Genomic DNA, 26,505 nt, shown 5'->3' on the forward strand with positions numbered 1-26,505 from the left:
GCTCTGTCGGCCGCGTCCCGCGCTCGAGAGGGCACGTCGCGGAGCACAGACCCCGTCGAAAGGACCCGTTCATGAGCGCGATTCTCGGCAGCCTCGGACTCGGAGCCGAGGGGGAGGAGACTCTCCGCCGGATGCGCGCGGCGCAGACGGGCGAGTCCGTGCACGCGACCAGCGCCGACGGCCGTCGCACCCTGCTGCTCGACGCCGAGCTCCGCGATCGGTCCGAGCTGCGCGCCGCTCTCCGGGCCGCGGGCGTCGACGTCCCCGTCGACCCGGCGGCGCAGGACGGCCCGGCGGATCCCGCCGCCGATGCCGCGCTCGTCCTCGCGGCCTACGAGGCCTGGGGGAGCGAGGCCCTGGACCGCCTCGACGGCGGCTTCGCGCTCGCCCTCCACGATGCCGAGGCGGGCACCTGGACCCTCGCCCGGGACCCCTTCGGACTCCGCCCCCTGCACTACTGGGTCGAGGAGCACCCGGCGGGCGAGGGAGCGGCGGCGCTCCTCGCCTCCGAGGTGCGGACGCTGCTGGCCAGCGGACGGGTCGAGCGCAGCCTCGACGAGGCCGCCGTGCACCGCTTCCTGCTCGACGGTGTCCTCGAGGACGGTCCCCGGACCCTCGTCGCCGGGGTGCGACGGGTGCAGCCCGGCGAGCTCGTCACCCTCTCCGCCGACGGGGTGCGGACCGACCGCTTCTCCCATCTCCGGGAGGAGCTCGAGGCGATCGCCTCGCGGCCCGGCCGACCCCTCGACCAGGGCACCGCCGCCGAGGTGCGCCGCCTCCTCGCGGACGCGGTGCACCGCGCCCTTCCCGGGGACGGTCCCGTCTCGACGACCGCGACCGGCGACCTGGCCTCGGCCGCGCTCGCCGGCACCCTCGCGTCGGCGTCGGCAGCCACCTCGGGCTCCGGGGAGTCGGACCGCCCGCAGCCGCGCGCCGCCCTCCTGCCCGGCACCGACCCCGGCGCGGCCGAGCACCTCGACGCTCTCGCGGCGGCGACCGCGGGGCGCCTTGAGACCCGCCTGGTCGCGCTCGACCCGCAGCGTTTCCTCGCCGAGGTGCAGGACCTCGTGCTCCTCCTCGACGAGCCCGTCGCGGGCCCCGAGGCCTACGCCCGCTGGGCGGTGCTGCGCGGCGCCGCCCCCGGCGGTGTCGAGCTCAGCGCTCTCGGCGGCGACGAGGCGACGGGCGGCCTGCCCGAGCACCTCGCCGTCCACCTGCGCGCGCTGCGGTCCGGGCGCCGCCTCGGCACCCTCGCCCGCTCCGCCGTCGGCGCCCGGACCGCCCTGCGCGAGGCGGCCTCCGAGACCCTCGCCGCCCGCACCCCTGTGCCCGCCGCGGCCCTGCTGGACTCCGGCTTCGTCGCCGCCCACGAGCGGGTGCGCCCGTCCGCCGCCGCGCAGGACCTCTCGGCCCGCCTCGTCGGAGACGTCTTCGGCGATGCGCTGCGCACCCGGCTGCGCATCGAGGACCGCCTGTCCCGCGCCGCCGAGATCGAGAGCCGGGCTCCCTTCCTCGACCGTCGCCTGCTGACCCTGCTCCTCTCCCTCGAGGATTCCGCTCACATGGACGGCGGTCGCCCCCAGCGGATCCTCCGCGAGGCGGCCGCGGGCCTGCTGCCCGCCGCCGCTCTCGGGCGGAGCGGCGGCGGCGCCACGGTTCCCGCCGGTGCGTGGCTCGTCGCCCTCGCCCCGGCCGTGCGCGAGATCTTCGCCTCGGACGCCTTCGACGCCCGGCCCTTCACCGACTCCCGGTCCGTGCTGGCCCTGTTCGACGACGCGGTCGCTCATCCCGAGCACCATCGCACCGAGGTCCTGTGGCGGCTGCTGTGCCTCGAGCTGTGGCTGCGCGCCGTCCTGGACGACCCCGACGCCGCCCCCGTCGCCCAGACCCCGGTCGAGCAGGAGGACGAGCGGCCCAAGAGCGACTACGACGCCAACCCCGGCAAGCAGCTCGACCTCGTCTCTGAGGCCGACGGCATCACCTGGCGCCGCTTCCCGCTGCAGACCGCCCTGGTCGCCCGCGGGGACGACGTCGAGGCGATCGCCCGCGAGCGCGTCGAGGCCTTCGCCGGCGGACTCCCGGACGGCGCCCTGCCCGCCGGTGCCCCGTGGTACTTCGTGATCAGCGAGAAGATCATCGCGATCACGCAGGGCCGGTCGTGGTTCACCTGGGAGATCCACCCCCGCCCCGCCGCGAAGATCCTCAGCCGCTTCGTCACCCGCACCCCGGCCGGCATCGGCCTCGGCGACCCGACCACCATGGAGCTCGCCCTGCGGGAGGTCGGCCTGCCGCGCGTGGTGCTCGCCTCCGCCGCGGGCGCCGCCGGCAAGCTGCTCGGCCGACGGGGCGTGTTCTACGAGGTCGTCGGCGCGAACGTGCGCGCGATCGACGGCCCCACCCCGTACTCGGCCTTCCCCTCGAACGTCTCCGCGAAGCTGCCGCCGAAGGATCCAGATCAGGTCTCGGCGCGGATTTCCGCGGCGATCCGGGCCTCGGACCTGCCCGCCGCCGTGCGCGACGCCTTCGTCGGCACCGTGGTGATGGACGCGAACGACATCGGCCGCAACGTGCTCGGCACGGACGTGGACACCCCGCGCGAGCGCCTCGAGGCCACCTTCGCCGACAACCCCCTCGGCCAGGGTCGCCAGCGCACCCCGCTCGCGATCCTCGTCGACCTGGGCACCACGGATCCGCGCTGAGCGCACCGCTCCCGCTAGGATCCATGCAGCACAACCCTTCCTGGAGGAGACCATGAGCAGCAGCGGTACGCGGCCCTTCGGCGCAGTGGGGGTCGCGATGGTCACCCCGTTCACGACCGACGGTTCCGCCGTCGACCTCGACGCCGCCCAGGCGCTCGCGGTGCACCTCGTCGAGCACGGCAACGACCTGCTGGTCGTCTCCGGGACCACGGGGGAGGCGCCGACGCTGACCGACACCGAGAAGCTCGATCTCGCGCGCGCCGTCCGGGAGGCCGTCGGCCCCGGGACCACGGTGGTCGCGGGCGTCGGCACCTACGACACGGCGCATTCGGTGCAGGCCGCGCGCGATCACGCGGCCCTCGGCCTCGACGGCCTGCTCGTGGTCACGCCGTACTACTCCAAGCCCAGCCAGGCCGGGGTCATCGCCCACACCGAGGCGATCGCCAACGCCACCGACCTGCCGGTGATGCTCTACGACATCCCGGGTCGCTCCGGTATCCCGCTCGCCGAGGAGACGCTGCTCAGGCTCGCCGAGCACGAGCGGATCCTCGCCGTGAAGGACGCCAAGGGCGACCTGCACCAGGCCACCCGGGTGATGGACCGCACCGGCATCGCCTACTACTCCGGCGAGGACGCGCTGAACCTCCCGTGGCTCGCCGTCGGCGCCGTGGGCGTCGTCTCCGTGGTGGGGCAGGTCGCGGGCGAGCTCGAGCGCGCGATGCTCGAGGCGACCGATCGCGGCGATCTCACCGCAGCCCGCGCCGCCCACGTCGCTCTCGTCCCGCTCGTCGAGGCGATCATGAATCGCATGCCCGGGGCCGTCGCGGCGAAGGCCGCGCTGTACCTGCAGGGCGTGCTCCCGCACGCGGCGATGCGCGGCCCGCTCCTCCCGGCCGATGCCGACCAGCTGCGCGAGCTCGCGGCGGCCCTCGAGCAGGCCACCGGCATCCCCGCCCTCGACGGGGCCCGGAGGCCGGCATGACCGCGGGGACGGCGTTCACGGAGCGTCTGGCCGCCCCGCCCGCACTTGCCGCGGGCACGCTGCGCATCACCCCGCTCGGCGGGCTGGGCGACGTGGGGCGGAACATGTCGGTCCTCGAGTACGAGGGCCGCCTGCTGATCATCGACTGCGGGGTGCTCTTCCCCGAGGACGCCCAGCCGGGCGTGGACCTGATCCTCCCGGACTTCGACCTCATCGCGGACCGGCTCGACGACGTCGCCGCGATCGTCCTCACCCACGGCCACGAGGACCACATCGGCGCCGTCCCCTACCTGCTGCGGCAGAAGCCGGACATCCCGCTCGTCGGCAGCCAGCTGACCCTCGCCTTCATCGAGGCGAAGCTCCGCGAGCACCGCATCACGCCCTACACGCTCGCAGTGAAGGAGGGCCAGAAGGAGTCCTTCGGCCCCTTCGACTGCGAGTTCGTGGCCGTGAACCACTCGATCCCGGACGCGCTCGCCGTGCACGTGGCCACCCCGGCCGGCACCGTGCTGCACACCGGCGACTTCAAGATGGATCAGCTGCCGCTCGACGGCCGCATCACCGACCTGCGCGCCTTCGCCCGCCTCGGCGAGGCCGGCGTGGACCTGTTCATGACCGACTCCACCAACGCCGAGGTCCCCGGGTTCACCGTCGGCGAGCAGGAGATCGGCCCGGTCCTCGACGCCCTCTTCGCGAAGGCACGGCAGAAGATCGTCGTCGCCTCCTTCTCCAGCCACGTCCACCGCGTCCAGCAGGTGCTCGACGCCGCCGCCGCGCACGGCCGCCGGGTCGCCTTCGTGGGGCGCTCGATGGTGCGCAACATGGGGATCGCCGCGGACATGGGCTATCTCGACGTCCCCGCGAACACCCTCATCGACGTCAAGCGGATCGACAGCCTGCCGGATGACCAGGTGGTGCTGATGTGCACCGGCAGCCAGGGCGAGCCGATGGCGGCGCTGGGCCGCATCGCGAACCGTGACCACCGTGTGAGCGTGGGGCCCGGCGACGTCGTCATCCTCGCCTCCTCCCTCATCCCCGGCAACGAGAACGCGGTCTTCCGCGTGGTCAACGGGCTGATGGCGCTCGGCGCCGAGGTGGTCCACAAGGGCACCGCCAAGGTCCACACCTCGGGGCACGCGAGCGCCGGCGAGCTACTCTACTGCTACAACATCGTCCGGCCGAAGAACGTCATGCCGATCCACGGGGAGGTCCGCCACCTCATCGCCAACGGGCGCATCGCCGAGGCGACCGGCGTGCCGCGCGAGCGGATCATCCTCGCCAAGGACGGCCATGTCGTCGACCTGAAGGACGGCGTCGCGACGGTCGTCGGCGAGGTCCCCAACGGTTACGTGTACGTGGACGGCTCGAGCGTCGGCGAGATCTCCGAGGCGGACCTCAAGGACCGTCGGATACTCGGGGACGAGGGCTTCATCTCCCTCTTCGCGGTGGTGAACTCCGAGACCGGCGCCCTCATCGCCGGACCCGAGATCCACGCCCGGGGCGTGGCCGAGGACGACGAGGTGTTCGAGAGGATCCGCCCCGAGATCATCAAGGCCCTCGAGCAGGCCGTCGCCGACCAGTCCAACCGTCGGGACACCCATCAGCTGCAGCAGGTCATGCGCCGCGTGATCGGCCGCTACGTCTCCCAGCGCCTGCGCCGTCGGCCGATGATCATCCCGGTGGTCATCGAGGCCTGATCCCCGGCGTGTGATCACCGCCCGCCCGCGCCTCCCCGGTCCGGGAGGGGTCCGGCGGTACCCTGTCAGGCATGGCGACACGTACGTCTTCCCCCGCACGTGCGTCGAAAGGCTCGTCCCGGACCTCGTCCGCCGGTTCCTCGCGGACCGTCGCGGCCACGGCCCACGACCCGTCGACGCTCCCGCTGCCGGTGCGCGCTGTGCGCTCCGCCTATCTCGCGATCGCCCGCATGGTCGGTGGCCTGGTCCGCTCGATCGGCGTGGCCCGCTGGGAGGTGGCTCCCGAGCAGCGGCGTGACGGCTACGCCCTGCTGCTGATGCTCGTCGCGGTGATCGTCGCCGTGGTCGAGTGGTGGCAGTCCGCCGGGCCCGTCCTCGGGGCCGTGCACACCGTGGTCGCCGGCACCTTCGGCATCTCCTCGATGGTGATCCCGCTGCTGGCCGCCGGCTGGTCGCTGCGCATGTTCCGCCGCCCGGACCAGGTGCGCGCCAATACCCGCATCGCCTTCGCGATCACCATCCTGCTGGTCGCGATCTCCGCGATCGCGACGGTCTCGGCGCGCTTCCCCGCCCCGGCCGACGGGATCGACGCCCTCGCCCGCGGGGGCGGCGTGCTCGGCTATCTCGCCGCGGCGCCGCTGGCCGCCTTGCTGCCGCCGGTCGCCGTGGTGGTCATCCACGCGGCGCTCATCGCCTTCGGCGTGCTGGTCCTCACCGCGACCCCGATCGAGTCGATCCCCGCCCGTCTGCGGGGCGTCTACGACGTGCTCGTAGGCCGCAGCGATGAGGAGGAGGCCGAGCGGGCCGCCTTCGGGCTGCGCCCCCGCCGCGTCGATCCGGCCGTCCACGAGCAGGACACGACGGTCCAGCCCACGGCCAGGTCCCGCCGCCGCACCCGCAAGGAGAAGGCCGCCGAGGAGGCCGCCGCGAGGGACCATGAGGCCTTCGGCTACGTCGGGGACGAGGCTTTCGAGCAGGGGATCTCCGAGGAGGGCGCCCCCGAGGCCGCCGCCGGCGGGAAGAAGGCCCGTCGCGGAAGCGCCCGCCGCGGCGCCCCCGCCGATGCCGACGAGGTCTTCGACGTGATCGAGGACGAGAACCAGCGGGCGAAGTCCTTCCCCGCGGGCGGTGCCCGCGGTGCGGAGGACGCGACCGCGGCGCTGCCGTCGGCCGCCGCGAAGCCGGCGCCCACCCGCGCCGAGAAGTCCCCGGCGGCCGCCTCGCGTGCCGCCGCCGCTGCCGCTGCCGCGGCGGAGGAGGAGCCGGAGCTGGTGCACCCACCGATGGGCGACCTGCCCCGCGCGGGCGAGCAGCTCGAGCTCGCCGGCGACATCGTCTACACCCTCCCCGAGTCCTCGTTCCTGCTGGAGGGTCCGCCGCACCGCACGCGCTCCGAGGCCAACGACCGCGTGGTCCACGCGCTCGAGGAGGTCTTCGAGCAGTTCAACGTCAATGCGGAGGTCGTCGGCTTCACCCGCGGGCCGACGGTCACCCGGTACGAGGTCGAGCTGGCGCCCGGCACCAAGGTCGAGAAGGTCACGGCCCTGGACAAGAACATCTCCTATGCCGTGGCCAGCTCGGACGTGCGCATCCTCTCGCCCATCCCGGGCAAGAAGGCCATCGGCATCGAGATCCCGAACGCGGACCGTGAGACCGTCGCGCTCGGCGACGTGCTGCGCAGCCAGGTGGCCCGCCGCAACGAGCACCCGATGGTGATGGGCGTGGGCAAGGACGTGGAGGGCGGGTACGTCGTCGCGAACCTCGCCAAGATGCCGCACATGCTGGTCGCGGGCGCCACCGGTTCTGGCAAGTCGAGCCTGGTCAACGCGATGATCACCTCGATCCTCATGCGCGCCACCCCCGAGGAGGTGCGCATGGTGCTGGTCGACCCCAAGCGCGTCGAGCTCACCATCTACGAGGGCATCCCGCACCTGATCACCCCGATCATCACCAACCCCAAGAAGGCCGCCGAGGCGCTCGAGTGGGTCGTCAAGGAGATGGACGCCCGCTACGACGACCTCGCCGCCTTCGGGTTCAAGCACATCGACGACTTCAACAAGGCCGTCCGGGCCGGGGAGGTCGAGGTACCCGCAGGCAGCGAGCGCCGCCTCGCCCCGTATCCCTACCTGCTGGTGGTCGTCGACGAGCTCGCCGACCTGATGATGGTCGCCCCCCGGGACGTCGAGGCCTCGATCCAGCGCATCACGCAGCTCGCCCGCGCCGCCGGCATCCACTTGATCCTGGCGACGCAGCGGCCCTCGGTGGACGTGGTCACCGGCATCATCAAGGCGAATGTGCCCAGCCGTCTCGCCTTCGCGACCTCCTCGTTGCAGGACTCCCGCGTCATCCTGGACTCCCCGGGCGCCGAGAAGCTGATCGGTCAGGGCGACGCCCTGTTCCACCCGATGGGCAAGGCGAAGCCGCTGCGCGTCCAGGTGGCGTGGGTCAACGAGTCGGAGATCCACAAGGTCGTCGACCACGTCAAGACGCAGATGAAGCCCAACTACCGCGAGGACGTCGCGGTCGTCGCCGCCGCCAAGCAGATCGACGACGACATCGGCGACGACCTCGAGGTGCTGCTGCAGGCCGCGGAGCTGGTGGTCACCACCCAGTTCGGCTCCACGTCCATGCTGCAGCGCAAGCTGCGCGTCGGCTTCGCGAAGGCCGGTCGCCTCATGGACCTGCTCGAGTCCCGCGAGATCGTCGGGCCGTCCGAGGGGTCCAAGGCTCGCGACGTGCTCGTCCACCCCGACGATCTCGGGGAGGCGATCGCGCGCATCCGCGGGGAGGAGCCGCCGGCCCCGGCGGCCGCCCCCGCCGCGCCCGACGGGGGAGAGGACCGCTACGGCTCCGATCCGCTCGAGGACGACGGCTCCGAGCCCGCCGTCGATTACTACGACGACGACGTCGAGGACGCCGACAGCGAGGACGCCTGGAGCCTCACCGGCCGCTGAGCGTCCCCGTCCCCGAGCCGTCCCGGCTCCACCCCACCGCCCGCCTCGCAGATCCCGGAGCAGCCATGACCACCGACCGCACGGACCCCGTCCCGCTGTGGAACATCGCGAACATCCTCACCATGGTGCGTTGCGCGATGGTGCCCCTGTTCGTCGTGCTCGCGGTGCTCTACGCGGAGTCCGTCGGCGGGCGCCTGGTGATCACTGCGGTGTTCGTCCTCGCGATGATCACCGACTTTCTCGACGGGTACCTCGCCCGCAGCCGGAACCTGATCACCGACTTCGGCAAGATCGTGGACCCGATCGCCGACAAGGCGATGACCGGCGCGGCCTTCGTGATGCTCTCGGTGTGGGAGTACATCCCGTGGTGGATGACGATCCTGATCCTGGTGCGCGAGTTCGGCATCACGATCATGCGCTTCACGATCCTCAAGTACGGGGCCCTGCCGGCGAACATGGCCGGCAAGGCGAAGACGATGGTGCAGACCATCGCGATCACCTTCTGCCTGCTGCCCTTCGAGCTGTGGTGGTCCCCGGCTCGCTGGATCGGCTGGTCGCTCGTGCTGCTCGCCGTGGTGCTCACCGTGTGGTCCGGGCTCGTCAACCTCAAGGACGGACTGCGCCTGCGCCGAGAGGCCCTCGCCGGCGGCGCGTCGTGACCGGGTCGGCGCCGGTCGATCCCCGGGTCGTCATCGACGCCGCGCGCGCCGCGGGGCTGATGCTCGCGACCGCCGAGTCGCTCACCGCGGGGGCCGTGGTGGCGCGCCTCGTGGACGTCCCGGGTGCCTCCGCCGCGGTCGCCGGGGGCGCCGCCTGTTACTCGTACACGGCGAAGCAGCGGGTGCTGGGCGTGGACCGGGACCTGCTCGAGCGGACCGGGGCGGTCACCGAGGAGGTCGCCGCGGCGATGGCCGACGGGGCCCTGGCCCTCTACGACGCGGACTTCGCCGTCTCCACCACCGGGGTCGCGGGACCGGGCCCGGATGCGCGGGGCGTCCCCGCCGGCACGGTCGTCCTCGGCCTCGCCCGGCGCGGCGTGCCCACCCGCACCCGCGTCCTGCACCTCGAGGGCGATCGTGTCGCCCTCCGCGCCGCGACCGTCGACGCGGCGATCGCCGAGCTCGCCGCGGCGCTCGACGTCCTCCGCGACTGAGCGCGGGCGATGGAGGGCGGGCGACGGGCAGGGTCCCGGTCCGTCTTCTCGTCGGTCTCCTGAGCGTCCTCCGGGACCGGGTCCGGTGCTGTTCCCGGGGGTCTCTTCTCGCGATGCACATCTCACAGGCGTGTGGCGGCACCGGCCACTACACTCTGGGGAACACTTCGGCCCCCCGGTGCGTTGTGCTGTCCGTGATGATGACTCCGCACCGCACCTCCGAGGTGCACCACCCGTTCAACCAGAGGAAGGGAGGCAAGGCCATGGTCCTGTTCCGTCAGGAGCTCGGCGACGTCCTGCGCGACGCCCGTCGCTCTCAGGGGCGCACGCTGCGGCAGGTTTCCTCCGACGCCCGTGTGTCCCTGGGGTACCTCAGCGAGATCGAGCGAGGCCAGAAGGAAGCGTCGAGCGAGCTGCTGGTCTCCGTGACCGACGCCCTCGGTCTCCCGCTGTCCTTCGTCCTGCGCGAGGTGTCCGACCGCATCGCCGTGCAGGAGCACGTGACGATCCCCGACACCGTGCCCGAGGGCCTCGTCGACGGCACCGGCCCGCTGGTCGGCGCGCGCTGAGGTGCGCCGCAGCGAGTTCACGGAGCTCGCCGAGCACGTCTTCGGACCGGCTCTCGCGAGCACCTACACCCGCGACCTCGTGCTCGAGGCGGCCGGCGGCATGACCGCCGAGCAGGCCCTCGAGCGCGGGGTCGCCGTGCGTGCGGTGTGGACCGCGCTGTGCGATGCGATGGACGTGCCCGAGTCCCGTCGCTGGGAGATCCCGGACGCGCAGCGCCGCCGCTGAGCGGTGCACTGAGAGAAGTCGAGACACGCCGAGCCGGAGTTCCGCGTTCGAACGTCTGTTCGGTACACTCGGACTCGACGGTCTCCCCGGCACCACCGACCGATTCCGCCGTTCCTCCCCAACGCCGCGCCATCCACAGCGGCCGCAGGAGGGACTCGCGTGTCGGGGGCCGCGCCTAGTGTGGCCGCAAGGTCAAGACGTCGGCACCCCCGGCCCCCTGGAAGGAACGCAGCTCATGCCCGCACCGAAGTCCGCCGCGAAGGATCGCGGCTCCTCTCTCGAGAGCGCCCTCGCCCAGATCGACCGCCAGTTTGGCAAGGGATCGATCATGCGGCTCGGGGATGACACCCGCCCGCCGGTCGAGGTCATCCCCACCGGGTCTGTCGCGCTGGACGCCGCGCTCGGCATCGGCGGTCTGCCCCGCGGCCGCATCGTCGAGATCTACGGCCCGGAGTCCTCCGGCAAGACCACCGTCGCCCTGCACGCGGTGGCCAGCGCCCAGCGCAACGGCGGCATCGCCGCCTTCATCGACGCCGAGCACGCCCTGGACCCGGAGTACGCCAAGAAGCTCGGCGTGGACACCGACGCCCTCCTCGTCTCCCAGCCGGACACCGGCGAGCAGGCCCTCGAGATCGCGGACATGCTGATCCGCTCGGGTGCCCTGGACATCGTGGTCATCGACTCCGTCGCCGCACTCGTGCCCAAGGCCGAGATCGAGGGCGAGATGGGCGACTCCCATGTCGGCCTCCAGGCCCGCCTCATGTCGCAGGCGCTGCGCAAGCTCACCGGTGCGCTCTCCGCCTCCGGCACCACCGCGATCTTCATCAACCAGCTGCGCGAGAAGATCGGCGTGTTCTTCGGCAGCCCGGAGACCACTACCGGCGGCAAGGCTCTGAAGTTCTACGCCTCGGTGCGGATGGACATCCGCCGCATCGAGACCCTCAAGACCGGTACGGACGCGGTCGGCAACCGCACCCGCGTCAAGGTCGTCAAGAACAAGATGGCCCCGCCCTTCAAGCAGGCCGAGTTCGACATCCTCTACGGCGAGGGCATCTCGCGCGAGGGCGGTCTGATCGACCTCGGCGTCGAGCACGGTGTGGTGCGCAAGTCCGGTGCCTGGTTCACCTACGAGGGGGATCAGCTGGGCCAGGGCAAGGAGAACGCCCGCCAGTTCCTCAAGGACAACGTGGACCTCGCCGCGGAGATCGAGGAGAAGATCCTGCGCACCCTCGGCGTCGGCAAGTACGCCGCGGAGCAGGCCGCCCCGGAGGCGGAGGCAGCGCCCGAGGCGCTCGGCGAGGACGAGTTCCTCGACGAGGACGTCCCCGCGACCATCTAATCGTGGTGCAGCAGGTCCCCGGTGATGCCGGCGCCCGCACGGGCGTCGGCGTCGCCGCATCCGACCCGGACAGTCATCTCCGCGCTCGCCTCGAGGCCCGCACCCGGGACATCCTCGAGCGCCCCCGCGCGGAACCCGACCCGGAGCGGGCCGAGCAGGAGAAGGTCGTGGTCCGCGAGTGCCGCTATCTCCTGCGCCTGCTCTCCACGCGCCGCCGGTCCGAGGGGGAGATGCGGCAGCGGCTCGCGGAGCGGGAGGTGCCCGGCGCCCTCGTCCATGAGGTGATCGCGCGCATCGACCGTGCCGGGCTGCTCGACGATGCGGCCTTCGCCGCGGAGTGGGTGCGGCAGCGGCGCGAGCTGCGCGCCCTCGGCGACGAGGCACTGCGCCGTGAGCTCGAGCGCAAGCGGGTCTCCCCGGCGCACATCGAGGCGGCTCTTGCCGCCGGGGCGGATGATGAGGAGGAGCGCTGCCGCGAGCTGGTGCGCTCCCGCATCGCCGAGACGGACCGTCGGCGGCTGCGCGCGGAGCGGGACGGCGCGCACCGCCGGCGGCTCTCCCGCCGTCTCGATGCCCTCCTCACCCGCAAGGGCTATCCGGGCGACCTCGCGGTGCAGGTCATCTCCTCCGAGCTGCGGGAGGCCGCGCGCTCCTGAGCGGCGAGGAGCCGGTCGGTGCCGCGCTCAGGGGAGCGGCGGGGCGCCCGGGACCCGGGCCGGGGCCCGCCGCGCGAAGCTGCTGCGACGCTGCACCCACACCGCCACCCGGGACAGAGAGATGTTCAGCGTGATGTACACGGCGGCACCGACGGTCAGCAGCGGCAGCAGGTACTCGGCGTTGGTCAGGGCATCGGCGACGCGGGAGACGCTGCGCAGCAATTCCGCGTAGCCGACGATGTACCCGAGCGAGGAGTCCTTCACCAGCACGACGCCCTGCGCGATCAGCGAGGGGAGCATCATGCGCACCGCCTGCGGCAGCTGCACGTCGCGGTACGTGAGGAAGGGGCCCATGCCCAGGGACTCGGCCGCCTCCGTCTGGCCCTTCGGGAGCGCCGTGATCCCGGCGCGCAGGATCTCGGCGAACACCGCCGCGTTGTAGAGCACCAGCCCGAACACGACCGCGAAGAGCTGGGTCGCCCCGGGGAGCACGAGGATGCCGAAGAACATCACCAGCACCACCGGGAGACCGCGGAACACCTCGATCATCCCGGTGACCAGCCAGCGCACCGGAGCGATCGGCGAGGAGCGCAGGGACACCAGCAGCACGGCCAGCAGCGCCGCCAGGGGCAGGGCGATCACCGCGGCCAGGAGCGTGTTGCCGAGGCCCCGGGCCACGGCGAGCCACACGTGACGGGTCTCGTAGCCCGCGAAGTTCATGGGCACGTCCACCAGCACCAGCCAGCGGTCGTTGAACGCGCCGTTGCGGACGAGCAGCACGGCCACCGTCGCCGCCGCCGCGAGGAGCACGCCGCCGAGCACGAAGGAGATCAGCCGCTCCCGCCGCTTCTCCTCGGGGCCGGCGACGTCGTAGAGGACAGGTCCGCTGCTCATCGGGCGAACGCCACCTTCCGCTCGAGATGCCCGGCGAGCTGGCCGAGCGGGATGCAGATGATCAGATAGCACAGCGCCACCCCGATGAGGATCGCGATGACGTCCGCCGAGTAGACGTTGGTGAGTCGCCGCGACATGGCGAACAGCTCGAAGACGCTGAAGGCGCCGGCCACCGAGGTGTTCTTCACGAGAGCGATGAACACGCTGATCAGCGGGGGGATCGCGGTGCGGAACGCCTGGGGGAGGACCACGATGAACAGGTTCTGCCGGAAGGACATCCCCAGCGACCGCGCCGCCTCGGCCTGCCCCACGGCGACCGAGTTGATGCCCGAGCGCACCGCCTCCGCCACGAAGGCGGAGGTGTAGCAGCTCAGCGCGATCACCGCCGCGACGCGGTAGCTGAACGTGAATCCGATCGACGGCGTGACGAACACGTAGAAGAAGAACACGACCGTCAGCGGGGTGTTGCGCAGGAACTCGGTGTACGCCGTGGCGACGGAGCGCAGCGGCAGGTACGGGGAGACCCGCAACGCCGCGATGAGCGTGCCCAGCACGAGGGCGATCACGCCGGAGAGCGCGGCGAGCGTGAGCGTGGTGCTGAAGGCGTCCCACAGCATGTCGCGCTCGATGAGGAAGGTGTCCATGGCGGCTCCAGGCAGGGCGTCGGGCCGACTCCTGGAGCCGGCCCGACGGGGGAGGGCGGATCAGCGGATCAATAGCGGTCCACGGCCGGCGGCTCCGGGGTGGGCAGCACGGTCCCGGCCGTGGCCTCCCAGGCCTCCGCCCAGGCGCCGTCCTCGTAGGCCGCCTCGAGGGTGTCGTTGATGAAGGTGCGGAAGTCGTCGTCGCCCTTGGCGAGGCCGATGCCGTAGGGCTCCTCGGTGAAGGTCTCGCCGTCGCCCACGAGCTTCAGGTTCTCCTCGTCCGCGGCGACGAAGCCCGCGAGGATCACGTTGTCGGTGGTGACCACGTCGACCTGGCCGTTGATGAGGGCCGTGACGCAGTTCGAGTAGGTGTCGAAGGTCTGCAGCTCGGCATCGGGGTGGTTGTCGAGGATGTACTGCGCAGGGGTGGAGCCCTCGACCGAGGCGACCTTCTTGCCGGCCAGGGAGTCCTCGCCGGTGATGTCCTCGTTGTCGATCAGCACCATCAGCGCCTGTCCTGCGACGTAGTACGGGCCCGCGAAGTCGATGACCTCCTTGCGGGTGTCGTTGATGGTGTAGGTCGCCACGACGAGGTCGACCTGACCGTTCTCGATGAAGGGCTCGCGGTTGGCGGAGACGGTCTCCGTCCAGGTGATGTTGTCGGGGGAGATGCCGAGGGCGCCGGCGACGATCTTGCCGATCTCGACGTCGAAGCCGACGGGGGTGCCGTCGGGGCCGGCCTGGCCGAACAGGGGCTGGTCGAACTTGGTGCCGATGGTGATCGCTCCGGCCTCGGCGAGGGCCGCCATGGTGGAGCCCTCGGGGAAGTCGGCGGTGTCGACCTCGGCGACCTCGGGCTCATCGCCGCCGCCCCCGCCACAGGCGGCGAGGGTGGCCGCGGCGGCGGTGCCGAGCGAGGCGGAGAGGAAGAGGCGGCGGTTCAGCGGGTTCGTCATCGTGCGCTCCTGGGAGTGGGATCGGTCGGGGTCAGTGGTGGAGGATCTTGCCGAGGAAGTCCTTGGCCCGGTCTGTCTCGGGGGCGGAGAAGAAGTCCTCCGGGGCCCGCACCTCGACGATGCGGCCGGAGTCCATGAACACCACGCGGTCCGCGGTGCGCCGGGCGAAGCCCATCTCATGGGTGACCACGATCATGGTCATGCCGTCCTTCGCCAGGTCGGTCATCACCTCGATGACCTCGCTGATCATCTCGGGGTCGAGAGCGGAGGTCGGCTCGTCGAAGAGCATCACCTTGGGCTTCATGGCCAGCGAGCGGGCGATCGCGACGCGCTGCTGCTGCCCGCCCGAGAGCTGCGCGGGCAGCTTGTCGGCCTGGTTCGCCACGCCCACGCGCTCGAGCAGGGCCATGCCCTCCTCCTCGGCCTGCCGGCGGGGGACGCCCTTGACCTTGATCGGGGCGACGGTCACGTTCTGCAGCACCGTCTTGTGGGCGAAGAGGTTGAAGGACTGGAACACCATGCCCACCTCGGACCGCAGTCGGGCCAGTCCCGCACCGGAGGTCGGCAGCAGCTCGCCGTCGATCCGGATCTCTCCCTCGTCGATCGTCTCGAGGCGGTTGATCGTGCGGCACAGCGTGGACTTGCCCGAGCCGGAGGGACCGAGCACCACCACCACCTCGCCCGGCGCGACCTCGAGCTCGATGTCCGCGAGCACGTGCAGGTCCCCGAAGTGCTTCTGCACCCCGGTGAGCTGGACGAGGGGCTGCGAGGCCGGCCCGCCGGCAGGCGGACGAGCAGAAGTGGTCTGGGTCATAGGGGAAAGGTAGGCCAGGTCGCCCGGAGCCGCGGGCTGAACAGCGGACCGTCACCCAAGCGTGACCTCGCCGCCGCGGCGTGAGATGCCGCCGATCCGTCCGCGGCGGCGTGCCTCGGCCCCTCCCGTCGGCACCCCGCGCCGTACCCTGGAGGCACCATGACGACCCCCGCCGCCACCACGTCCCCCGCTGCCGCCGCGTCCCCTGCCGACCACCTCGACCCCGCCGCGCCCAGCGCCCGAGGTACCTATCAGGTGCGCACTTTCGGCTGCCAGATGAACGTCCACGACTCCGAGCGCCTCACCGGCCTGCTCGAGGAGGCCGGCTTCACCGCCGCCCCCGCCGACGCCGATGCCCGCCGCGGCGAGGTCGACGTAGTCGTCTTCAACACCTGCGCCGTGCGGGAGAACGCGGACAACAAGCTGTACGGCAACCTCGGGGCGCTGCGTCCCGCGAAGGACGCGAACCCCGGCATGCAGATCGCCGTCGGCGGCTGCCTCGCGCAGAAGGACCGCTCGACGATCGTCGAACGCGCCCCCTGGGTCGACGTCGTCTTCGGCACCCACAACATCGGCTCGCTGCCCGTGCTGCTGGACCGCGCCCGGCACAACGCCGAGGCGCAGGTCGAGATCGTCGAGTCGCTCGACGTCTTCCCCTCGACCCTGCCCACCCGCCGCGAGTCGTCCTATGCGGCGTGGGTGTCGATCTCGGTGGGCTGCAACAACACCTGCACCTTCTGCATCGTCCCGGCGCTGCGCGGCAAGGAGAAGGACCGCCGCCCCGGCGACATCCTCGCGGAGATCCGCGACGTGGTCGACCAGGGAGCGATCGAGGTGACCCTGCTGGGGCAGAACGTGAACTCCTACGGCGTCGAGTTCGGTGACCGCGGCGCCTTCGCGAAGCTCCTGCGCGCGTGCGGCGACATCGACGGGCTCGAGCGGGTGCGCTTCACCTCCCCGCACCCTGCGATGTTCACCGACGACGTGATCGACGCGATGGCGGAGACCGCGAACGTCATGCCGCAGCTGCACATGCCGCTGCAGTCCGGCTCCGATGACGTGCTGCGACGCATGAAGCGCTCCTACCGGGGGAAGAAGTTCCTCGGCATCCTCGACCGGGTGCGGGACCGCATCCCCGAGGCCGCGATCACCACCGACATCATCGTCGGCTTCCCGGGCGAGACCGAGGACGACTTCCAGCGCACCCTCGAGGTGGTCGAGGCCTCTCGCTTCGCGAGCGCCTTCACCTTCCAGTACTCGATCCGCCCCGGCACCCCCGCCGCGACGATGGCGGACCAGATCCCCAAGGAGGTCGTGCAGGAGCGCTTCGAGCGTCTCGTCGCCCTCCAGGACCGCATCACCCACGAGGAGAACCAGAAGATCGCCGGCCGCACCGTCGAGATCCTGGTCGCCGAGGGGGAGGGCGATCGCGACGCCGAGACGCACCGTCTCTCCGGCCGCTCCCGCGATCACCGCCTCGTGCACTTCTCGCTGCCGGGCGACCTCGAGGAGTCCGCGAGGCCCCGTCCGGGCGATCTGGTCACCGCGACCGTCACCCACGCGGCACCGCACTACCTGCTGGCCGACAGCGCCCGGGAGGCCCCGCTCGCCGGCCTCGCCCCCGAGCAGTTCTCGATCCGCCGCACCCGCTCCGGCGACGCCTGGGAGGCGGGGGTGACCGGTCTCGATGCCGGCTCCTCCTGCGGCACCGGCGCCCCGGCCGTCTCCGGGCCCGTCACCCTGGGGATGCCGAGCCTCCGTCGGCGCTGAGCCGCGGGCATCCGCCCCGTCGGACGCCGACGGGCCCGCCCTCCGCAGCGGAGGACGGGCCCGTCGATGGTCCTGGTGGACGTGGTCCCCTCGGGACCGCCTCGCGGGGAGATCAGCAGTCGAGCTCCTCGAGCTCGGCGCCGAGCCGCTCCTCGAGGCTGTGGAAGAAGGCGATCACGGTCGAGAGGCCGCAGCGGATCGCGTTGTCGATCTGGGAGTCGAGGGCGCCGGCGCGGAAGTCCGCGGCGAGCTCGCCGTACACGCCGAGCAGGCCCTCGGACTCGCGGCGCACGTACACCTTGGGCCAGATGCGGTTCATGTTCCACTCGTTGCAGAGCTTGATCATCCCCACCTTGCGGGAGATGTCCACCGAGTGGCTCCAGCGGCCGCGGGTCTGGAGGATGCCGTGGTCCTCGCCGGAGAGCATGAACTGGAAGCGGTAGTCGTCGAAGCGGGCCCGCAGGATGTCGGGGTGCTCCTCGTCCTCGACGAAGGCGTACCCCTGCAGGGAAAGGCGCTCGCCGATTCGCTGCAGGGACAGGGGGGCCAGTGCGTCGGCCGAGTCCGTCGTCGTGGGGGACTCGTTCGGTGCGGTCACGTCCAACCTCGGGATGTCGCGGGAGTCGAGGGCGCCGACCAGGCGGTCGGGCCGGCCCTCACCATACTCCCGCGCGATGGGAATGCCAGGGGAGCCGAGGGTGATCCCGCTGACCCCGCGGCGCACGGGCTCGGGAAGCCCGGCCCGGCCCGGTGCGGCCGGCCCGGCTCCGGACGGGGTCCCCGAGTACAGTGCGGGCATGCCCGAACCCGCCCCCGTCGCCCCGCTGCTCGCGGTGGTCGGCGCGACAGCGACCGGGAAGTCCGATCTCGCGATCGCGCTCGCGGAGCACCTCGACGGAGAGGTGGTCAACGCCGATGCGCTGCAGCTCTACCGCGGTATGGACATCGGCACCGCCAAGGTGACACTCGCCGAGCGGCGCGGCGTGCCCCACCACCTCCTCGACGTCCTCGACGTCACCGAGGAGGCGAGCGTCTCCGTGTACCGGGACGCCGCGCGCGCCGAGATCGCCGCGATCCGGGACCGCGGCCGCGTCCCGATCCTCGTCGGCGGCTCGGGGCTGTACGTGCGCGCGGTGCTGGACCGGATCGAATTCCCCCCGACGGACCCCGCGGTGCGCGCCGCCCTCGAGGCGCGCGCGGCGGCCGAGGGCGCCGCCGCCCTGCACGCGGAGCTCCTGGCCACCGACCCCGAGGCGGCGGCGATGATCGGACCCGGCGATGCGCGGCGGATAGTCCGCGCCCTCGAAGTGAGGCGGCTCACCGGCCGCCCGTTCAGCGCCTTCCTGCCCCGCCCCGACTACGCCGTACCGGAGGCGGTGCAGATCGGGCTGCGCACCGAGCGCGCCACCCTCCACGACCGCATCGCCCGGCGCGTCGGGCGCATGGTCGAGGCCGGTCTGCTCGAGGAGATCCGCGCCCTGCGCGAGCAGGGACTGGATCGGGGCCTCACCGCGCGCCGGGCCATCGGCTACGAGCAGGGGCTCGCCGTGCTCGACGGCACCCTCACCTGCGCCGAGGCGATCGAGGCCACGGTGGTCGGGACCCGACGGCTGGTCCGCAAGCAGGACACCTGGTTCCGTCGCGATACGCGGGTGCGCTGGATCGACGCGGATCCGGCCGGCGGCAGCGGCTCCGTCCTCGAGCAGGCGCTCCGGGTCCTCGCGACCCCGGTCACGGCCCCGGAGGGCCCCGCGGCTTAGGCTTCGCCCATGACCGAACCGCTGCGCTTCACCAAGGGACACGGCACCGAGAACGACTTCGTGATCCTCGACGACCCGGACGGGGAGCTCGCGCTCGACGCCGCCGCGGTCGCCGCGCTCGCCGATCGCCGGGCGGGCATCGGCGGGGACGGCGTGATCCGCGCGGTGCGGACCCGGCACGCGGGGATCGACGCCCCCAAGGACGCCCCCGAGTGGTTCATGGACTACCGCAACGGCGACGGCTCCCTCGCCGAGATGTGCGGCAACGGAGTGCGGGTCTTCGCCGCGCACCTGCAGCGCGCCGGGCACGTCCACGAGGACTCCTTCCCGATCTGGACCCGCGCCGGCGTGCGCACCATCGAGGTGCTCTCCCGTCCCGCGGCCGGCGACCCCGCCGTGTGGAGGGTCCGTGTCGGCATGGGGCGCAGCCGCAGCGAGCGCAGCGGACGCACCGTCGAGATCGCCGGGCATCGCCTCGACGTGCTCGACGTCGACATGGGCAACCCCCACGCCGTCGCCTTCCTCCCCGCGGGTCTCGCGCTGGAGGACCTCGACCTCACCCGCCGCCCGGCGCTCGATCCCGAACCGGCCGACGGGGCGAACATCGAGCTGGTCGCCGAACGCGGCGATCACCACGTGGCGATGCGTGTCCACGAGCGCGGAGTGGGGGAGACCCGCTCATGCGGCACCGGCGTCGCGGCGGTCGCCGTCGCGAGCGCTCTGCGCGCGGGGGACACCGACGCCCGACCGTGGATCGTCGACGTCCCCGGGGGACGCCTCGAGGTGAGCTGGGGGGTCGACGGCGAGGTGCTGCTCACCGGGGCGGCCGAGCTCGTCGCCGACGGGACGCTGCTGCCGCGACCCTGAAATCATGCTGCTCAGGTAGCTCAGCCAGCTCAGACGGAGGGGCCCACCTCGAGCACCCGGAAACCCTTCGCGCTCGCGACCTTCCGGACCTCCCGCTCGGGGAGCTGCTCGCCGAGCCAGCGGGCGAGCGGGTCGGCGCCGAGGTTCTTCCCGACCACGAGCGCCGCGGTGCCCTCCGGCGAGAGCCGAGCCGTCCACTGCAGCAGCAGGGCGTGCAGCGCCTCCTTGCCGATGCGGATCGGGGGGTTGGACCAGATCGCGTCGAAGCGCAGCTCTTCGGGGACGTCCTCGGGCGCTGCGACGACGAGGTTCGCGGCGCCGCTGCGGCGGGCATTCTCCGCCGTCAGCTCCCGGGCGCGCTCGCTGACGTCGATCGCCCACACCTCGGCCGAGGGATCCCGCAGCGCGGCGGTCAGGGCGATCGGACCCCAGCCGCAGCCGAGGTCGAGGATCCGCGCCCCCGCCGGCGGCTCAGCGATCTCGTCCAGCCGGTCCAGCAGCACCGCCGTGGCCTTGTCCAGCCCGTGCCCCGAGAACACCGAGGCGCTCGAGACCAGGTCCAGGTCCTGGCCCGCGAGCCGCACGCGCAGCGGCAAACGGCGGTCGGAGGTCCCGGTCGAGGCGGAGAAGTAATGCTCGGTCACCCGGGCAGGATACGGATCCTCCGCGTGATCCGGGATGCGCCGAGGGCAAAATCCCTCGACCCCCTCCCGTCGGCGTGGGATTCTGGGACGATCCCGCGGCCGGGACCTCCCGCCGCCGGGCGACCACAGCCCCCGCTTCCGAGGAGTTCGCCGATCGTGCCCATCGCCTTCCATCCCGACCCTGCCGACGCCGCCGTCGAGGGAGCCGACACGGGAGAGGCCGGCACCCCCGCACCCGCCCGGGACGAGCACGGAGCGAGCTCCGACCATGAGCAGCACCGCGCCGCTGGGACCCCCGAGCCCTCCGCTCCCGCTCGGCGCCGCGATCCGCTCACCGAGCGGATCCTCGCCCGCGGCGACGCCTCCGTCTCCTCGGTCACCTACGCCTCGGAGTCCGACGGCGAGCAGCTCGACCTCGCCGACCGCCAGGCTCTGCGCCGTGTGGCCGGCCTCTCCACCGAGCTCGAGGACATCACCGAGGTCGAGTACCGCCAGCTGCGCCTCGAGCGCGTGGTCCTCGCCGGCCTCTACACGAGCGGCAACATCGAGGAGGCCGAAGTCAGCCTGCGCGAGCTCGCCGCCCTCGCCGAGACCGCCGGCTCCGAGGTGCTCGACGGCGTCCTCCAGCGCCGTGCCCATCCCGACCCGGCGACCTTCCTCGGCAAGGGCAAGGCCGCCGAGCTCGCGGACATCGTCGCCGCGACCGGCGCCGACACCGTGATCGCCGACGGCGAGCTCGGGCCCAGCCAGCGGCGTGCCCTCGAGGACATCGTCAAGGTCAAGGTCGTCGATCGCACCGCCCTGATCCTCGACATCTTCGCGCAGCATGCGAAGTCCCGCGAGGGCAAGGCCCAGGTCGAGCTGGCGCAGCTCGAGTACCTCCTGCCGCGGCTGCGCGGCTGGGGCGAGTCGATGTCCCGTCAGGCCGGCGGCCGTGTCGCCGCGGGCGGTGCGGGCATGGGCTCGCGCGGTCCCGGTGAGACCAAGATCGAGCTGGACCGTCGACGGATCCGCGACCGCATGGCCAAGCTGCGCCGCGAGATCAAGGCGATGACGCCGGGGCGCGACGCCCAGCGCGCGGATCGCAAGCGTCATCAGGTGCCGTCGGTCGCGATCGCCGGATACACCAACGCCGGGAAGTCCTCGCTCCTGAACCGCCTCACGAGCGCCGGTGTGCTGGTCGAGAACGCTCTCTTCGCGACCCTCGACCCGACGGTGCGCCGGGCCACCACCCCGGACGGCCGCGAGTTCACCTACGCGGACACCGTCGGCTTCGTGCGCCATCTGCCCACGCAGCTGGTCGAGGCGTTCCGCTCGACGCTCGAGGAGGTCGCCGACGCGGACCTGCTGCTGCATGTCGTCGACGCCTCCCATCCGGACCCGGAAGGGCAGATCCGCGCGGTCCGCACCGTGCTCGGGGAGATCGACGGCTTCGACGTCCCCGAGGTGATCGTGCTCAACAAGGCGGACATCGCCGAGCCCGAGACGATCGCCCGCCTGCGCAGCCAGGTGGGCGACTCGGCAGTGGTCTCCGCCCGCACCGGCATGGGCCTCGAGGAGCTGCGCGAGCTGATCGCCGAGCGACTGCCCCGCCCGGCCGTCGAGGTCGACCTGGTCGTGCCCTACTCCCGCGGCGACCTGGTCTCGCGGGTCCACTCCACCGGCGAGGTGCTCGCCGAGGAGCACCTGATGGACGGCACCCGGCTGCACGCGCGGGTCGATGAGGCGCTCGCCGCAGAGCTCCACGGCGCGGCCTGACGGGGCGGCGGTGGCCGCGCGGATACCCTGATCCGATGACCACCGCCACCCACCCCGAGGCCGCTCCCGGAGCCGCCGGGATCGACCTGTCCACCCTCCTGGACGCGGCGGTCGGCGCGATCGGCGGGTCCCCGCGACCGGGTCAGCAGGCGATGGCCGAGGCGGTGGACACCGCCATGTCCGGCGGCCGCCACCTCCTGGTCCAGGCCGGGACCGGCACCGGCAAGTCCCTCGCCTATCTGGTCCCGGCGCTGCGCCATGCGCTCGTGAGCGGTCGGCCGGTGGTCATCTCGACAGCGACCATCGCGCTGCAGACCCAGATCGTGCGCAAGGACCTGCCCCGTCTGGTCGAGGCCCTCGCGCCGCATCTCCCGCGCACCCCGACCTTCGCGCTTCTCAAGGGGCGCGGGAACTACCTATGCCGGCACAAGATCGACGGCGGTTATCCGGTCGAGGATCCGGGGGCCCTCTTCTCCGGGGCCGCGGCGGGCGGGGACTCCGCCACCGGTGGCTCGGAGCGTCTCGGCGACCAGGTGCGCCGACTGCGCGCCTGGGCGGAGGAGACGGAGACCGGGGACCGCGACAGCCTCGACTCCGCGGTCTCCGACCGGGCCTGGCGACAGGTCTCGGTGCTCGGCAACCAGTGCCTGGGGCAGACCTGCCCGGTGGTCACCTCCTGCTTCGCCGAGCGCAGCCGCGAGATCGCCCGCGAGGTCGACGTGGTCGTCACCAACCACGCGCTGCTCGCGATCGACGCCTTCGACCGTCACGGGATCATTCCCGAGCATGACGTGGTCGTGTTCGACGAGGCCCATGAGCTGACCAGCCGCGTCACCGGGGCGGTCACCGAGGTGCTCACCCCGGGCATGGTGCGCGGCACCGTGCGCGATCTGCGCTCACTCGGCGTCGCGGCGACCGCCCTCGACGATGCAGGAGAGGAGCTCCGCGAGGCGCTCGCCCTCGTGTCCGACGGGAGGGTGATCGGGGACCTGCCCGAGCGGCTCGGCGACGCCGTGACCCAGGTGCGCATCGAAGCGCGCACCGCGCACTCCGACGCGAAGGATGCGGGGGAGGAGGCGGGGGCCAGCACCGCGGGCACGCGCAAGACGGTTCGGGCGACCCTGCAGGAGATCATCGACGTGTGCGAGCGGCTCGGCTCGCCCGGCGAGGACGATGTCGTCTCCGTCTCGCACTCCCCGGTGACGGGGCGATCCAGCCTCCAGGTCGCCCCGCTCAGCGTTGCGCTCGCGATGCGCTCGGCGATCCTCGAGGATCGCACCGCGATCCTGGCCTCGGCGACCCTCGCCCTCGGCGGCCGCTTCGAGCCGCCCGCCGGAGAGGTGGGCCTCGCGCGCGCGGCCCGTCTCGACCCCGCCGCGATCCCCCCGGCGCGCGACGCCGGGGCGTGGGCGGCGCTCGATGTCGGCAGCCCCTTCGACTACCCGCGCCAGGGGATCCTGTACACCGCCCGCCATCTTCCGCCCCCCGGGCGGGAGGGGCCCCAGGCCGCGATGCTCGACCACCTCACCGAGCTGGTGGAGGCCTCCCGCGGCGGGGCGCTGTGCCTGTTCTCCTCGCGACGGGGCGCCGAGCTCGCCGCCGAGCACGTCCGCGCCCGTCTGGACCTGCGGATCGAGGTGCAGGGGGAGGACTCGATGGCGAACCTCGTGCGCCACTTCCGCGAGGACGAGGACTCCTCGCTCTTCGGGACTCTCACGCTCTGGCAGGGGGTCGACGTGACGGGGCGCTCGCTGCGACTGGTCACCATCGACCGCATCCCCTTCCCGCGGCCCGACGATCCGCTCGCCTCGGCACGGCAGGAGCGCATCACCCAGCGCGGCGGGAACGGCTTCATGGCGGTCTCCGCCCAGCACGCGGCGCTGCTGCTGGCTCAGGGTGCCGGACGACTGATCCGCACGGTGGAGGACCGGGGAATGGTCGCGGTGCTCGATCCCCGCCTGTCCACGGCGCGCTATGGCGGGTTCCTGCGGGAGGCGATGCCCCCGCTCTGGCCGACGACCGATCCCCAGGTGGCCCTCGGGGCACTGCGGCGGCTCGCCGACGCGGGCTGAGGGCTCACCCCTCTGCGGGCGCTGCCGCCCCGATGCCCCCTCGCCCGGGCGTGCCGACGCGGAGAGCGGGGAGGCTCAGACCGCGCGCAGCACCGCGACGACCTTGCCGAGGATCTCGGCATGGTCGCCGAGGATCGGGGCGAAGGCCGGGTTGTGCGGCATGAGCCAGACGTGGTCGTCCCGCATGACGAGGGTCTTGACCGTCGCCTCGCCGTCGATCATGGCGGCGACGATCTCGCCCTTCTCGGCGGACTGCTGACTGCGCACGACCACCCAGTCGCCATCGCAGATCGCGGCGTCCACCATCGAGTCGCCGACCACCTGCAGCAGGAACAGCTCACCGCCGCCCACGAGCCGCTCCGGCAGCGTGAAGACGTCCTCGACCTGCTCCTCCGCGGTGATGGGGATGCCTGCGGCGATACGTCCCACGAGCGGGACCGAGACCGAGGCGGAGCCGATCTCCGGGGCGGGGGTGGGTGCGGGGGCGTCGTCCTCCTGCGGCATCACCACCTCCATCGCGCGGGGGCGCTTCGGATCCCGGCGCAGGAAGCCCTTGCGTTCGAGGGCCTGCAGCTGATGCGAGACCGAGGACGAGGAGGTCAGCCCGACGGCGTCACCGATCTCGCGCATGGTGGGCGGGTATCCGTGCGCGGCGATCGCGGACTGGATCGTCTCGAGCACGAGCCGCTGGCGACGGGTCAGGCCCGCCGTGGCCTCGTCGCCCGCGGCGTCGCCGCGCGAGGGGATGGGCTGATCGGCGGTCGGGATCATCTCTCGGGCCTCCTGGCTCGGGTCGTCTGTCGGACCCTCGCGGTTCCGTAGTCCTCGCAGCCCACAGTAGGCGGGCACGGAGCGGATTCCAAACAGGTGTTCGAGATTCCTCTTGCGTGTCGCGGCCGGATCGGGCTACAGTCGCACAGACATTCGATCGAACAGGAGTTCGGATATGAGCACCCAGTCGGCCACGGTCCTTCCCTTCCGCCCGACCACGCAGGTCGAGCGCACCCGACGCACGGCCCCTGCTCGTGCGGGCGTTCGACTCGAGGCGACCCGGCGCGGCCGCCGCCTCGCCGTCGCCCTCGCCTTCCTCCTCGGCCTGCTTGTGGCCGGCATCGCCCTCCTCGTCCTCGACGTGCCGGCGGCGCTCGCGGGCGCCGAGCCGCAGGATCGGGTGACGGTCACCGTCGAGGCGGGGGACACCCTCTGGGAGTACGCCGAGGAGTATGCCCCCGAGGGCGCCTCGCCAGAGGCGTACATCGCGGAGGTGCGCACGCTGAACTCGCTGCCCACCGGCCGCCTCACCGCGGGCCAGGAGATCGTGCTGCCCGTCGCGGGCTCGGCGGAAGCACCGCTCGATCGCTGACCCCCGGCAGGATCGGTATCCTGGGCGGATGCACTGCCCGTTCTGCCGACATCCCGACTCGCGTGTCGTGGACTCGCGCACGTCCGACGACGGCGCGACCATACGGCGTCGACGCCAGTGCCCCAACTGCTCGCGCCGCTTCTCCACCTCAGAGACCGCCTCGCTCTCGGTCCAGAAACGCTCCGGGGTGAGCGAGCCGTTCAGCCGCGCGAAGGTGATCTCCGGGGTGCGGAAGGCTTGCCAGGGCCGTCCCGTCACCGACGATCAGCTGGCGATGCTCGCCCAGCGTGTCGAGGAGGACATCCGCTCGAGCGGCGTCGCCGAGATCGACGCCCACCAGGTCGGGCTCGCGATCCTGCAGCCCCTGCAGGAGCTCGACGTCGTCGCCTATCTGCGCTTCGCGAGCGTGTACCAGGACTTCGAGTCCCTCGAGGACTTCGAGGCCGCGATCGAGCGGCTGCGCGCCGAGGCCGGCGCCGTCGGCTGACCCGCCTCCAGCCGCCGCTCGGGGTCCCGACGGGCTCGGCGCCCGCTCCGCACCAGCTGGACACCTGGGTAGTGCCTGGACGTTCGGTGAACATGGTCGGAAACACGCTCCGACTGTGCATAGGATGTCCCTCGTGCCCCGCGAGGGTGCACGCCGATCGGCGGTCGCGGAGGGGAAGCCGCGGCCGCCGATCCCTTTCCC

At 72.4% G+C, this 26,505-nt stretch carries 24 protein-coding genes; 17 read left to right on the forward strand and 7 right to left on the reverse strand.

What is annotated here, in order from left to right; genetic code table 11:
- Positions 1-71 precede the first annotated feature (71 nt).
- From V1260_RS00155 to V1260_RS00200, 10 genes are all read left to right on the forward strand, one after another.
- Complete coding sequence (locus V1260_RS00155; protein ID WP_329744764.1) at positions 72-2,699, forward strand: asparagine synthase-related protein; 2,628 nt, start codon at positions 72-74, stop codon at positions 2,697-2,699.
- 52 nt (positions 2,700-2,751) lie between these two features.
- Positions 2,752-3,681, forward strand: a complete 930-nt coding sequence (dapA, locus tag V1260_RS00160; protein WP_329744765.1) for a 4-hydroxy-tetrahydrodipicolinate synthase — start codon at positions 2,752-2,754, stop codon at positions 3,679-3,681.
- Entirely contained in the window at positions 3,678-5,378 is a 1,701-nt protein-coding gene (locus V1260_RS00165) for a ribonuclease J (RefSeq protein ID WP_329744766.1), read from the forward strand. The genes dapA and V1260_RS00165 overlap by 4 nt, the downstream gene beginning before the upstream one ends.
- Before the next feature lie 71 nt (positions 5,379-5,449).
- A complete protein-coding gene (locus V1260_RS00170) occupies positions 5,450-8,332 on the forward strand; it encodes an FtsK/SpoIIIE family DNA translocase (RefSeq protein WP_329744767.1) in 2,883 nt (960 codons plus the stop codon).
- 65 nt (positions 8,333-8,397) lie between these two features.
- The gene (gene pgsA / locus V1260_RS00175; RefSeq protein ID WP_329744768.1) at positions 8,398-8,991 is read left to right on the forward strand and encodes a CDP-diacylglycerol--glycerol-3-phosphate 3-phosphatidyltransferase; all 594 of its coding nucleotides are present in this window, start codon (positions 8,398-8,400) and stop codon (positions 8,989-8,991) included.
- The gene (locus V1260_RS00180; protein WP_329744769.1) at positions 8,988-9,485 is read left to right on the forward strand and encodes a CinA family protein; all 498 of its coding nucleotides are present in this window, start codon (positions 8,988-8,990) and stop codon (positions 9,483-9,485) included. The genes pgsA and V1260_RS00180 overlap by 4 nt, the downstream gene beginning before the upstream one ends.
- 263 nt (positions 9,486-9,748) lie before the next feature.
- Positions 9,749-10,054, forward strand: a complete 306-nt coding sequence (locus V1260_RS00185; protein WP_329745082.1) for a helix-turn-helix domain-containing protein — start codon at positions 9,749-9,751, stop codon at positions 10,052-10,054.
- A gap of 1 nt (position 10,055) precedes the next feature.
- Complete coding sequence (locus V1260_RS00190) at positions 10,056-10,280, forward strand: DUF3046 domain-containing protein (RefSeq protein ID WP_329744770.1); 225 nt, start codon at positions 10,056-10,058, stop codon at positions 10,278-10,280.
- Positions 10,281-10,515: 235 nt separating this feature from the next.
- The gene (gene recA, locus V1260_RS00195; RefSeq protein ID WP_329744771.1) at positions 10,516-11,619 is read left to right on the forward strand and encodes a recombinase RecA; all 1,104 of its coding nucleotides are present in this window, start codon (positions 10,516-10,518) and stop codon (positions 11,617-11,619) included.
- Between the two features lie 2 nt (positions 11,620-11,621).
- Positions 11,622-12,275 carry a regulatory protein RecX gene (locus tag V1260_RS00200; protein ID WP_329744772.1) on the forward strand — a complete coding sequence of 218 codons (654 nt, stop codon included), beginning with the start codon at positions 11,622-11,624 and terminating at the stop codon, positions 12,273-12,275.
- A 27-nt stretch (positions 12,276-12,302) separates the two neighbouring features.
- On the opposite strand, the gene V1260_RS00205 is transcribed toward V1260_RS00200, so the two are convergent.
- From V1260_RS00205 to V1260_RS00220, 4 genes are all read right to left on the reverse strand, one after another.
- Positions 12,303-13,169, reverse strand: a complete 867-nt coding sequence (locus tag V1260_RS00205; protein WP_329744773.1) for an amino acid ABC transporter permease — start codon at positions 13,167-13,169, stop codon at positions 12,303-12,305.
- Entirely contained in the window at positions 13,166-13,813 is a 648-nt protein-coding gene (locus V1260_RS00210; RefSeq protein WP_329744774.1) for an amino acid ABC transporter permease, read from the reverse strand. The genes V1260_RS00205 and V1260_RS00210 overlap by 4 nt, the downstream gene beginning before the upstream one ends.
- A gap of 68 nt (positions 13,814-13,881) precedes the next feature.
- Positions 13,882-14,769 carry a glutamate ABC transporter substrate-binding protein gene (locus V1260_RS00215; protein ID WP_329744775.1) on the reverse strand — a complete coding sequence of 296 codons (888 nt, stop codon included), beginning with the start codon at positions 14,767-14,769 and terminating at the stop codon, positions 13,882-13,884.
- A gap of 31 nt (positions 14,770-14,800) precedes the next feature.
- Positions 14,801-15,583 carry an amino acid ABC transporter ATP-binding protein gene (locus V1260_RS00220; protein WP_329744776.1) on the reverse strand — a complete coding sequence of 261 codons (783 nt, stop codon included), beginning with the start codon at positions 15,581-15,583 and terminating at the stop codon, positions 14,801-14,803.
- A gap of 159 nt (positions 15,584-15,742) precedes the next feature.
- Here V1260_RS00220 and miaB point away from each other — a divergent pair, with 159 nt between their 5' ends.
- Complete coding sequence (gene miaB / locus V1260_RS00225) at positions 15,743-17,353, forward strand: tRNA (N6-isopentenyl adenosine(37)-C2)-methylthiotransferase MiaB (protein ID WP_329744777.1); 1,611 nt, start codon at positions 15,743-15,745, stop codon at positions 17,351-17,353.
- Positions 17,354-17,465: 112 nt separating this feature from the next.
- On the opposite strand, the gene V1260_RS00230 is transcribed toward miaB, so the two are convergent.
- Positions 17,466-17,951 carry a YbjN domain-containing protein gene (locus tag V1260_RS00230; RefSeq protein WP_329744778.1) on the reverse strand — a complete coding sequence of 162 codons (486 nt, stop codon included), beginning with the start codon at positions 17,949-17,951 and terminating at the stop codon, positions 17,466-17,468.
- Between the two features lie 199 nt (positions 17,952-18,150).
- On the opposite strand from V1260_RS00230, the gene miaA reads away from it, so the two are divergent.
- Both miaA and dapF read left to right on the forward strand, forming a co-directional pair.
- Positions 18,151-19,113: a tRNA (adenosine(37)-N6)-dimethylallyltransferase MiaA gene (gene miaA / locus V1260_RS00235; protein WP_329744779.1), complete on the forward strand. Its 963-nt coding sequence runs from the start codon at positions 18,151-18,153 to the stop codon at positions 19,111-19,113.
- A gap of 9 nt (positions 19,114-19,122) precedes the next feature.
- Complete coding sequence (gene dapF, locus V1260_RS00240; RefSeq protein ID WP_329744780.1) at positions 19,123-19,980, forward strand: diaminopimelate epimerase; 858 nt, start codon at positions 19,123-19,125, stop codon at positions 19,978-19,980.
- A 29-nt stretch (positions 19,981-20,009) separates the two neighbouring features.
- Here the strand turns inward: dapF and V1260_RS00245 are convergent, their stop codons facing one another.
- The gene (locus V1260_RS00245; RefSeq protein WP_329744781.1) at positions 20,010-20,624 is read right to left on the reverse strand and encodes a class I SAM-dependent methyltransferase; all 615 of its coding nucleotides are present in this window, start codon (positions 20,622-20,624) and stop codon (positions 20,010-20,012) included.
- 156 nt (positions 20,625-20,780) lie between these two features.
- Here V1260_RS00245 and hflX point away from each other — a divergent pair, with 156 nt between their 5' ends.
- Together hflX and V1260_RS00255 are read left to right on the forward strand one after the other, a co-directional pair.
- Positions 20,781-22,382: a GTPase HflX gene (hflX, locus tag V1260_RS00250; protein WP_329744782.1), complete on the forward strand. Its 1,602-nt coding sequence runs from the start codon at positions 20,781-20,783 to the stop codon at positions 22,380-22,382.
- Between the two features lie 35 nt (positions 22,383-22,417).
- Positions 22,418-24,454, forward strand: a complete 2,037-nt coding sequence (locus V1260_RS00255; RefSeq protein ID WP_329744783.1) for an ATP-dependent DNA helicase — start codon at positions 22,418-22,420, stop codon at positions 24,452-24,454.
- Between the two features lie 75 nt (positions 24,455-24,529).
- Here the strand turns inward: V1260_RS00255 and lexA are convergent, their stop codons facing one another.
- On the reverse strand, positions 24,530-25,225 hold the full coding sequence (gene lexA / locus V1260_RS00260; protein WP_329744784.1) for a transcriptional repressor LexA: 696 nt from the start codon (positions 25,223-25,225) through the stop codon (positions 24,530-24,532).
- Positions 25,226-25,400: 175 nt separating this feature from the next.
- Here lexA and V1260_RS00265 point away from each other — a divergent pair, with 175 nt between their 5' ends.
- Complete coding sequence (locus V1260_RS00265) at positions 25,401-25,817, forward strand: peptidoglycan-binding protein LysM (protein ID WP_329744785.1); 417 nt, start codon at positions 25,401-25,403, stop codon at positions 25,815-25,817.
- Positions 25,818-25,845: 28 nt separating this feature from the next.
- Positions 25,846-26,304 carry a transcriptional regulator NrdR gene (nrdR, locus tag V1260_RS00270; protein ID WP_329744786.1) on the forward strand — a complete coding sequence of 153 codons (459 nt, stop codon included), beginning with the start codon at positions 25,846-25,848 and terminating at the stop codon, positions 26,302-26,304.
- Positions 26,305-26,505 lie beyond the last annotated feature (201 nt).

Origin of the sequence: Brachybacterium sp. J144 (assembly GCF_036321705.1) — a bacterium.
GTDB lineage: Bacteria > Actinomycetota > Actinomycetes > Actinomycetales > Dermabacteraceae > Brachybacterium.

Excerpts from the sequence above, each read along its gene's own strand:
- V1260_RS00155 (WP_329744764.1), top strand. The coding sequence starts at position 72 with ATGAGCGCGATTCTCGGCAGCCTCGGACTCGGAGCCGAGGGGGAGGAG.
- dapA (WP_329744765.1), top strand. The coding sequence starts at position 2,752 with ATGAGCAGCAGCGGTACGCGGCCCTTCGGCGCAGTGGGGGTCGCGATG.
- V1260_RS00165 (WP_329744766.1), top strand. The coding sequence starts at position 3,678 with ATGACCGCGGGGACGGCGTTCACGGAGCGTCTGGCCGCCCCGCCCGCA.
- V1260_RS00170 (WP_329744767.1), top strand. The coding sequence starts at position 5,450 with ATGGCGACACGTACGTCTTCCCCCGCACGTGCGTCGAAAGGCTCGTCC.
- pgsA (WP_329744768.1), top strand. The coding sequence starts at position 8,398 with ATGACCACCGACCGCACGGACCCCGTCCCGCTGTGGAACATCGCGAAC.
- V1260_RS00185 (WP_329745082.1), top strand. The coding sequence starts at position 9,749 with ATGGTCCTGTTCCGTCAGGAGCTCGGCGACGTCCTGCGCGACGCCCGT.
- recA (WP_329744771.1), top strand. The coding sequence starts at position 10,516 with ATGCCCGCACCGAAGTCCGCCGCGAAGGATCGCGGCTCCTCTCTCGAG.
- V1260_RS00205 (WP_329744773.1), bottom strand. The coding sequence starts at position 13,169 with ATGAGCAGCGGACCTGTCCTCTACGACGTCGCCGGCCCCGAGGAGAAG.
- V1260_RS00210 (WP_329744774.1), bottom strand. The coding sequence starts at position 13,813 with ATGGACACCTTCCTCATCGAGCGCGACATGCTGTGGGACGCCTTCAGC.
- V1260_RS00215 (WP_329744775.1), bottom strand. The coding sequence starts at position 14,769 with ATGACGAACCCGCTGAACCGCCGCCTCTTCCTCTCCGCCTCGCTCGGC.
- V1260_RS00220 (WP_329744776.1), bottom strand. The coding sequence starts at position 15,583 with ATGACCCAGACCACTTCTGCTCGTCCGCCTGCCGGCGGGCCGGCCTCG.
- miaB (WP_329744777.1), top strand. The coding sequence starts at position 15,743 with ATGACGACCCCCGCCGCCACCACGTCCCCCGCTGCCGCCGCGTCCCCT.
- miaA (WP_329744779.1), top strand. The coding sequence starts at position 18,151 with ATGCCCGAACCCGCCCCCGTCGCCCCGCTGCTCGCGGTGGTCGGCGCG.
- dapF (WP_329744780.1), top strand. The coding sequence starts at position 19,123 with ATGACCGAACCGCTGCGCTTCACCAAGGGACACGGCACCGAGAACGAC.
- V1260_RS00255 (WP_329744783.1), top strand. The coding sequence starts at position 22,418 with ATGACCACCGCCACCCACCCCGAGGCCGCTCCCGGAGCCGCCGGGATC.
- lexA (WP_329744784.1), bottom strand. The coding sequence starts at position 25,225 with ATGATCCCGACCGCCGATCAGCCCATCCCCTCGCGCGGCGACGCCGCG.
- V1260_RS00265 (WP_329744785.1), top strand. The coding sequence starts at position 25,401 with ATGAGCACCCAGTCGGCCACGGTCCTTCCCTTCCGCCCGACCACGCAG.
- nrdR (WP_329744786.1), top strand. The coding sequence starts at position 25,846 with ATGCACTGCCCGTTCTGCCGACATCCCGACTCGCGTGTCGTGGACTCG.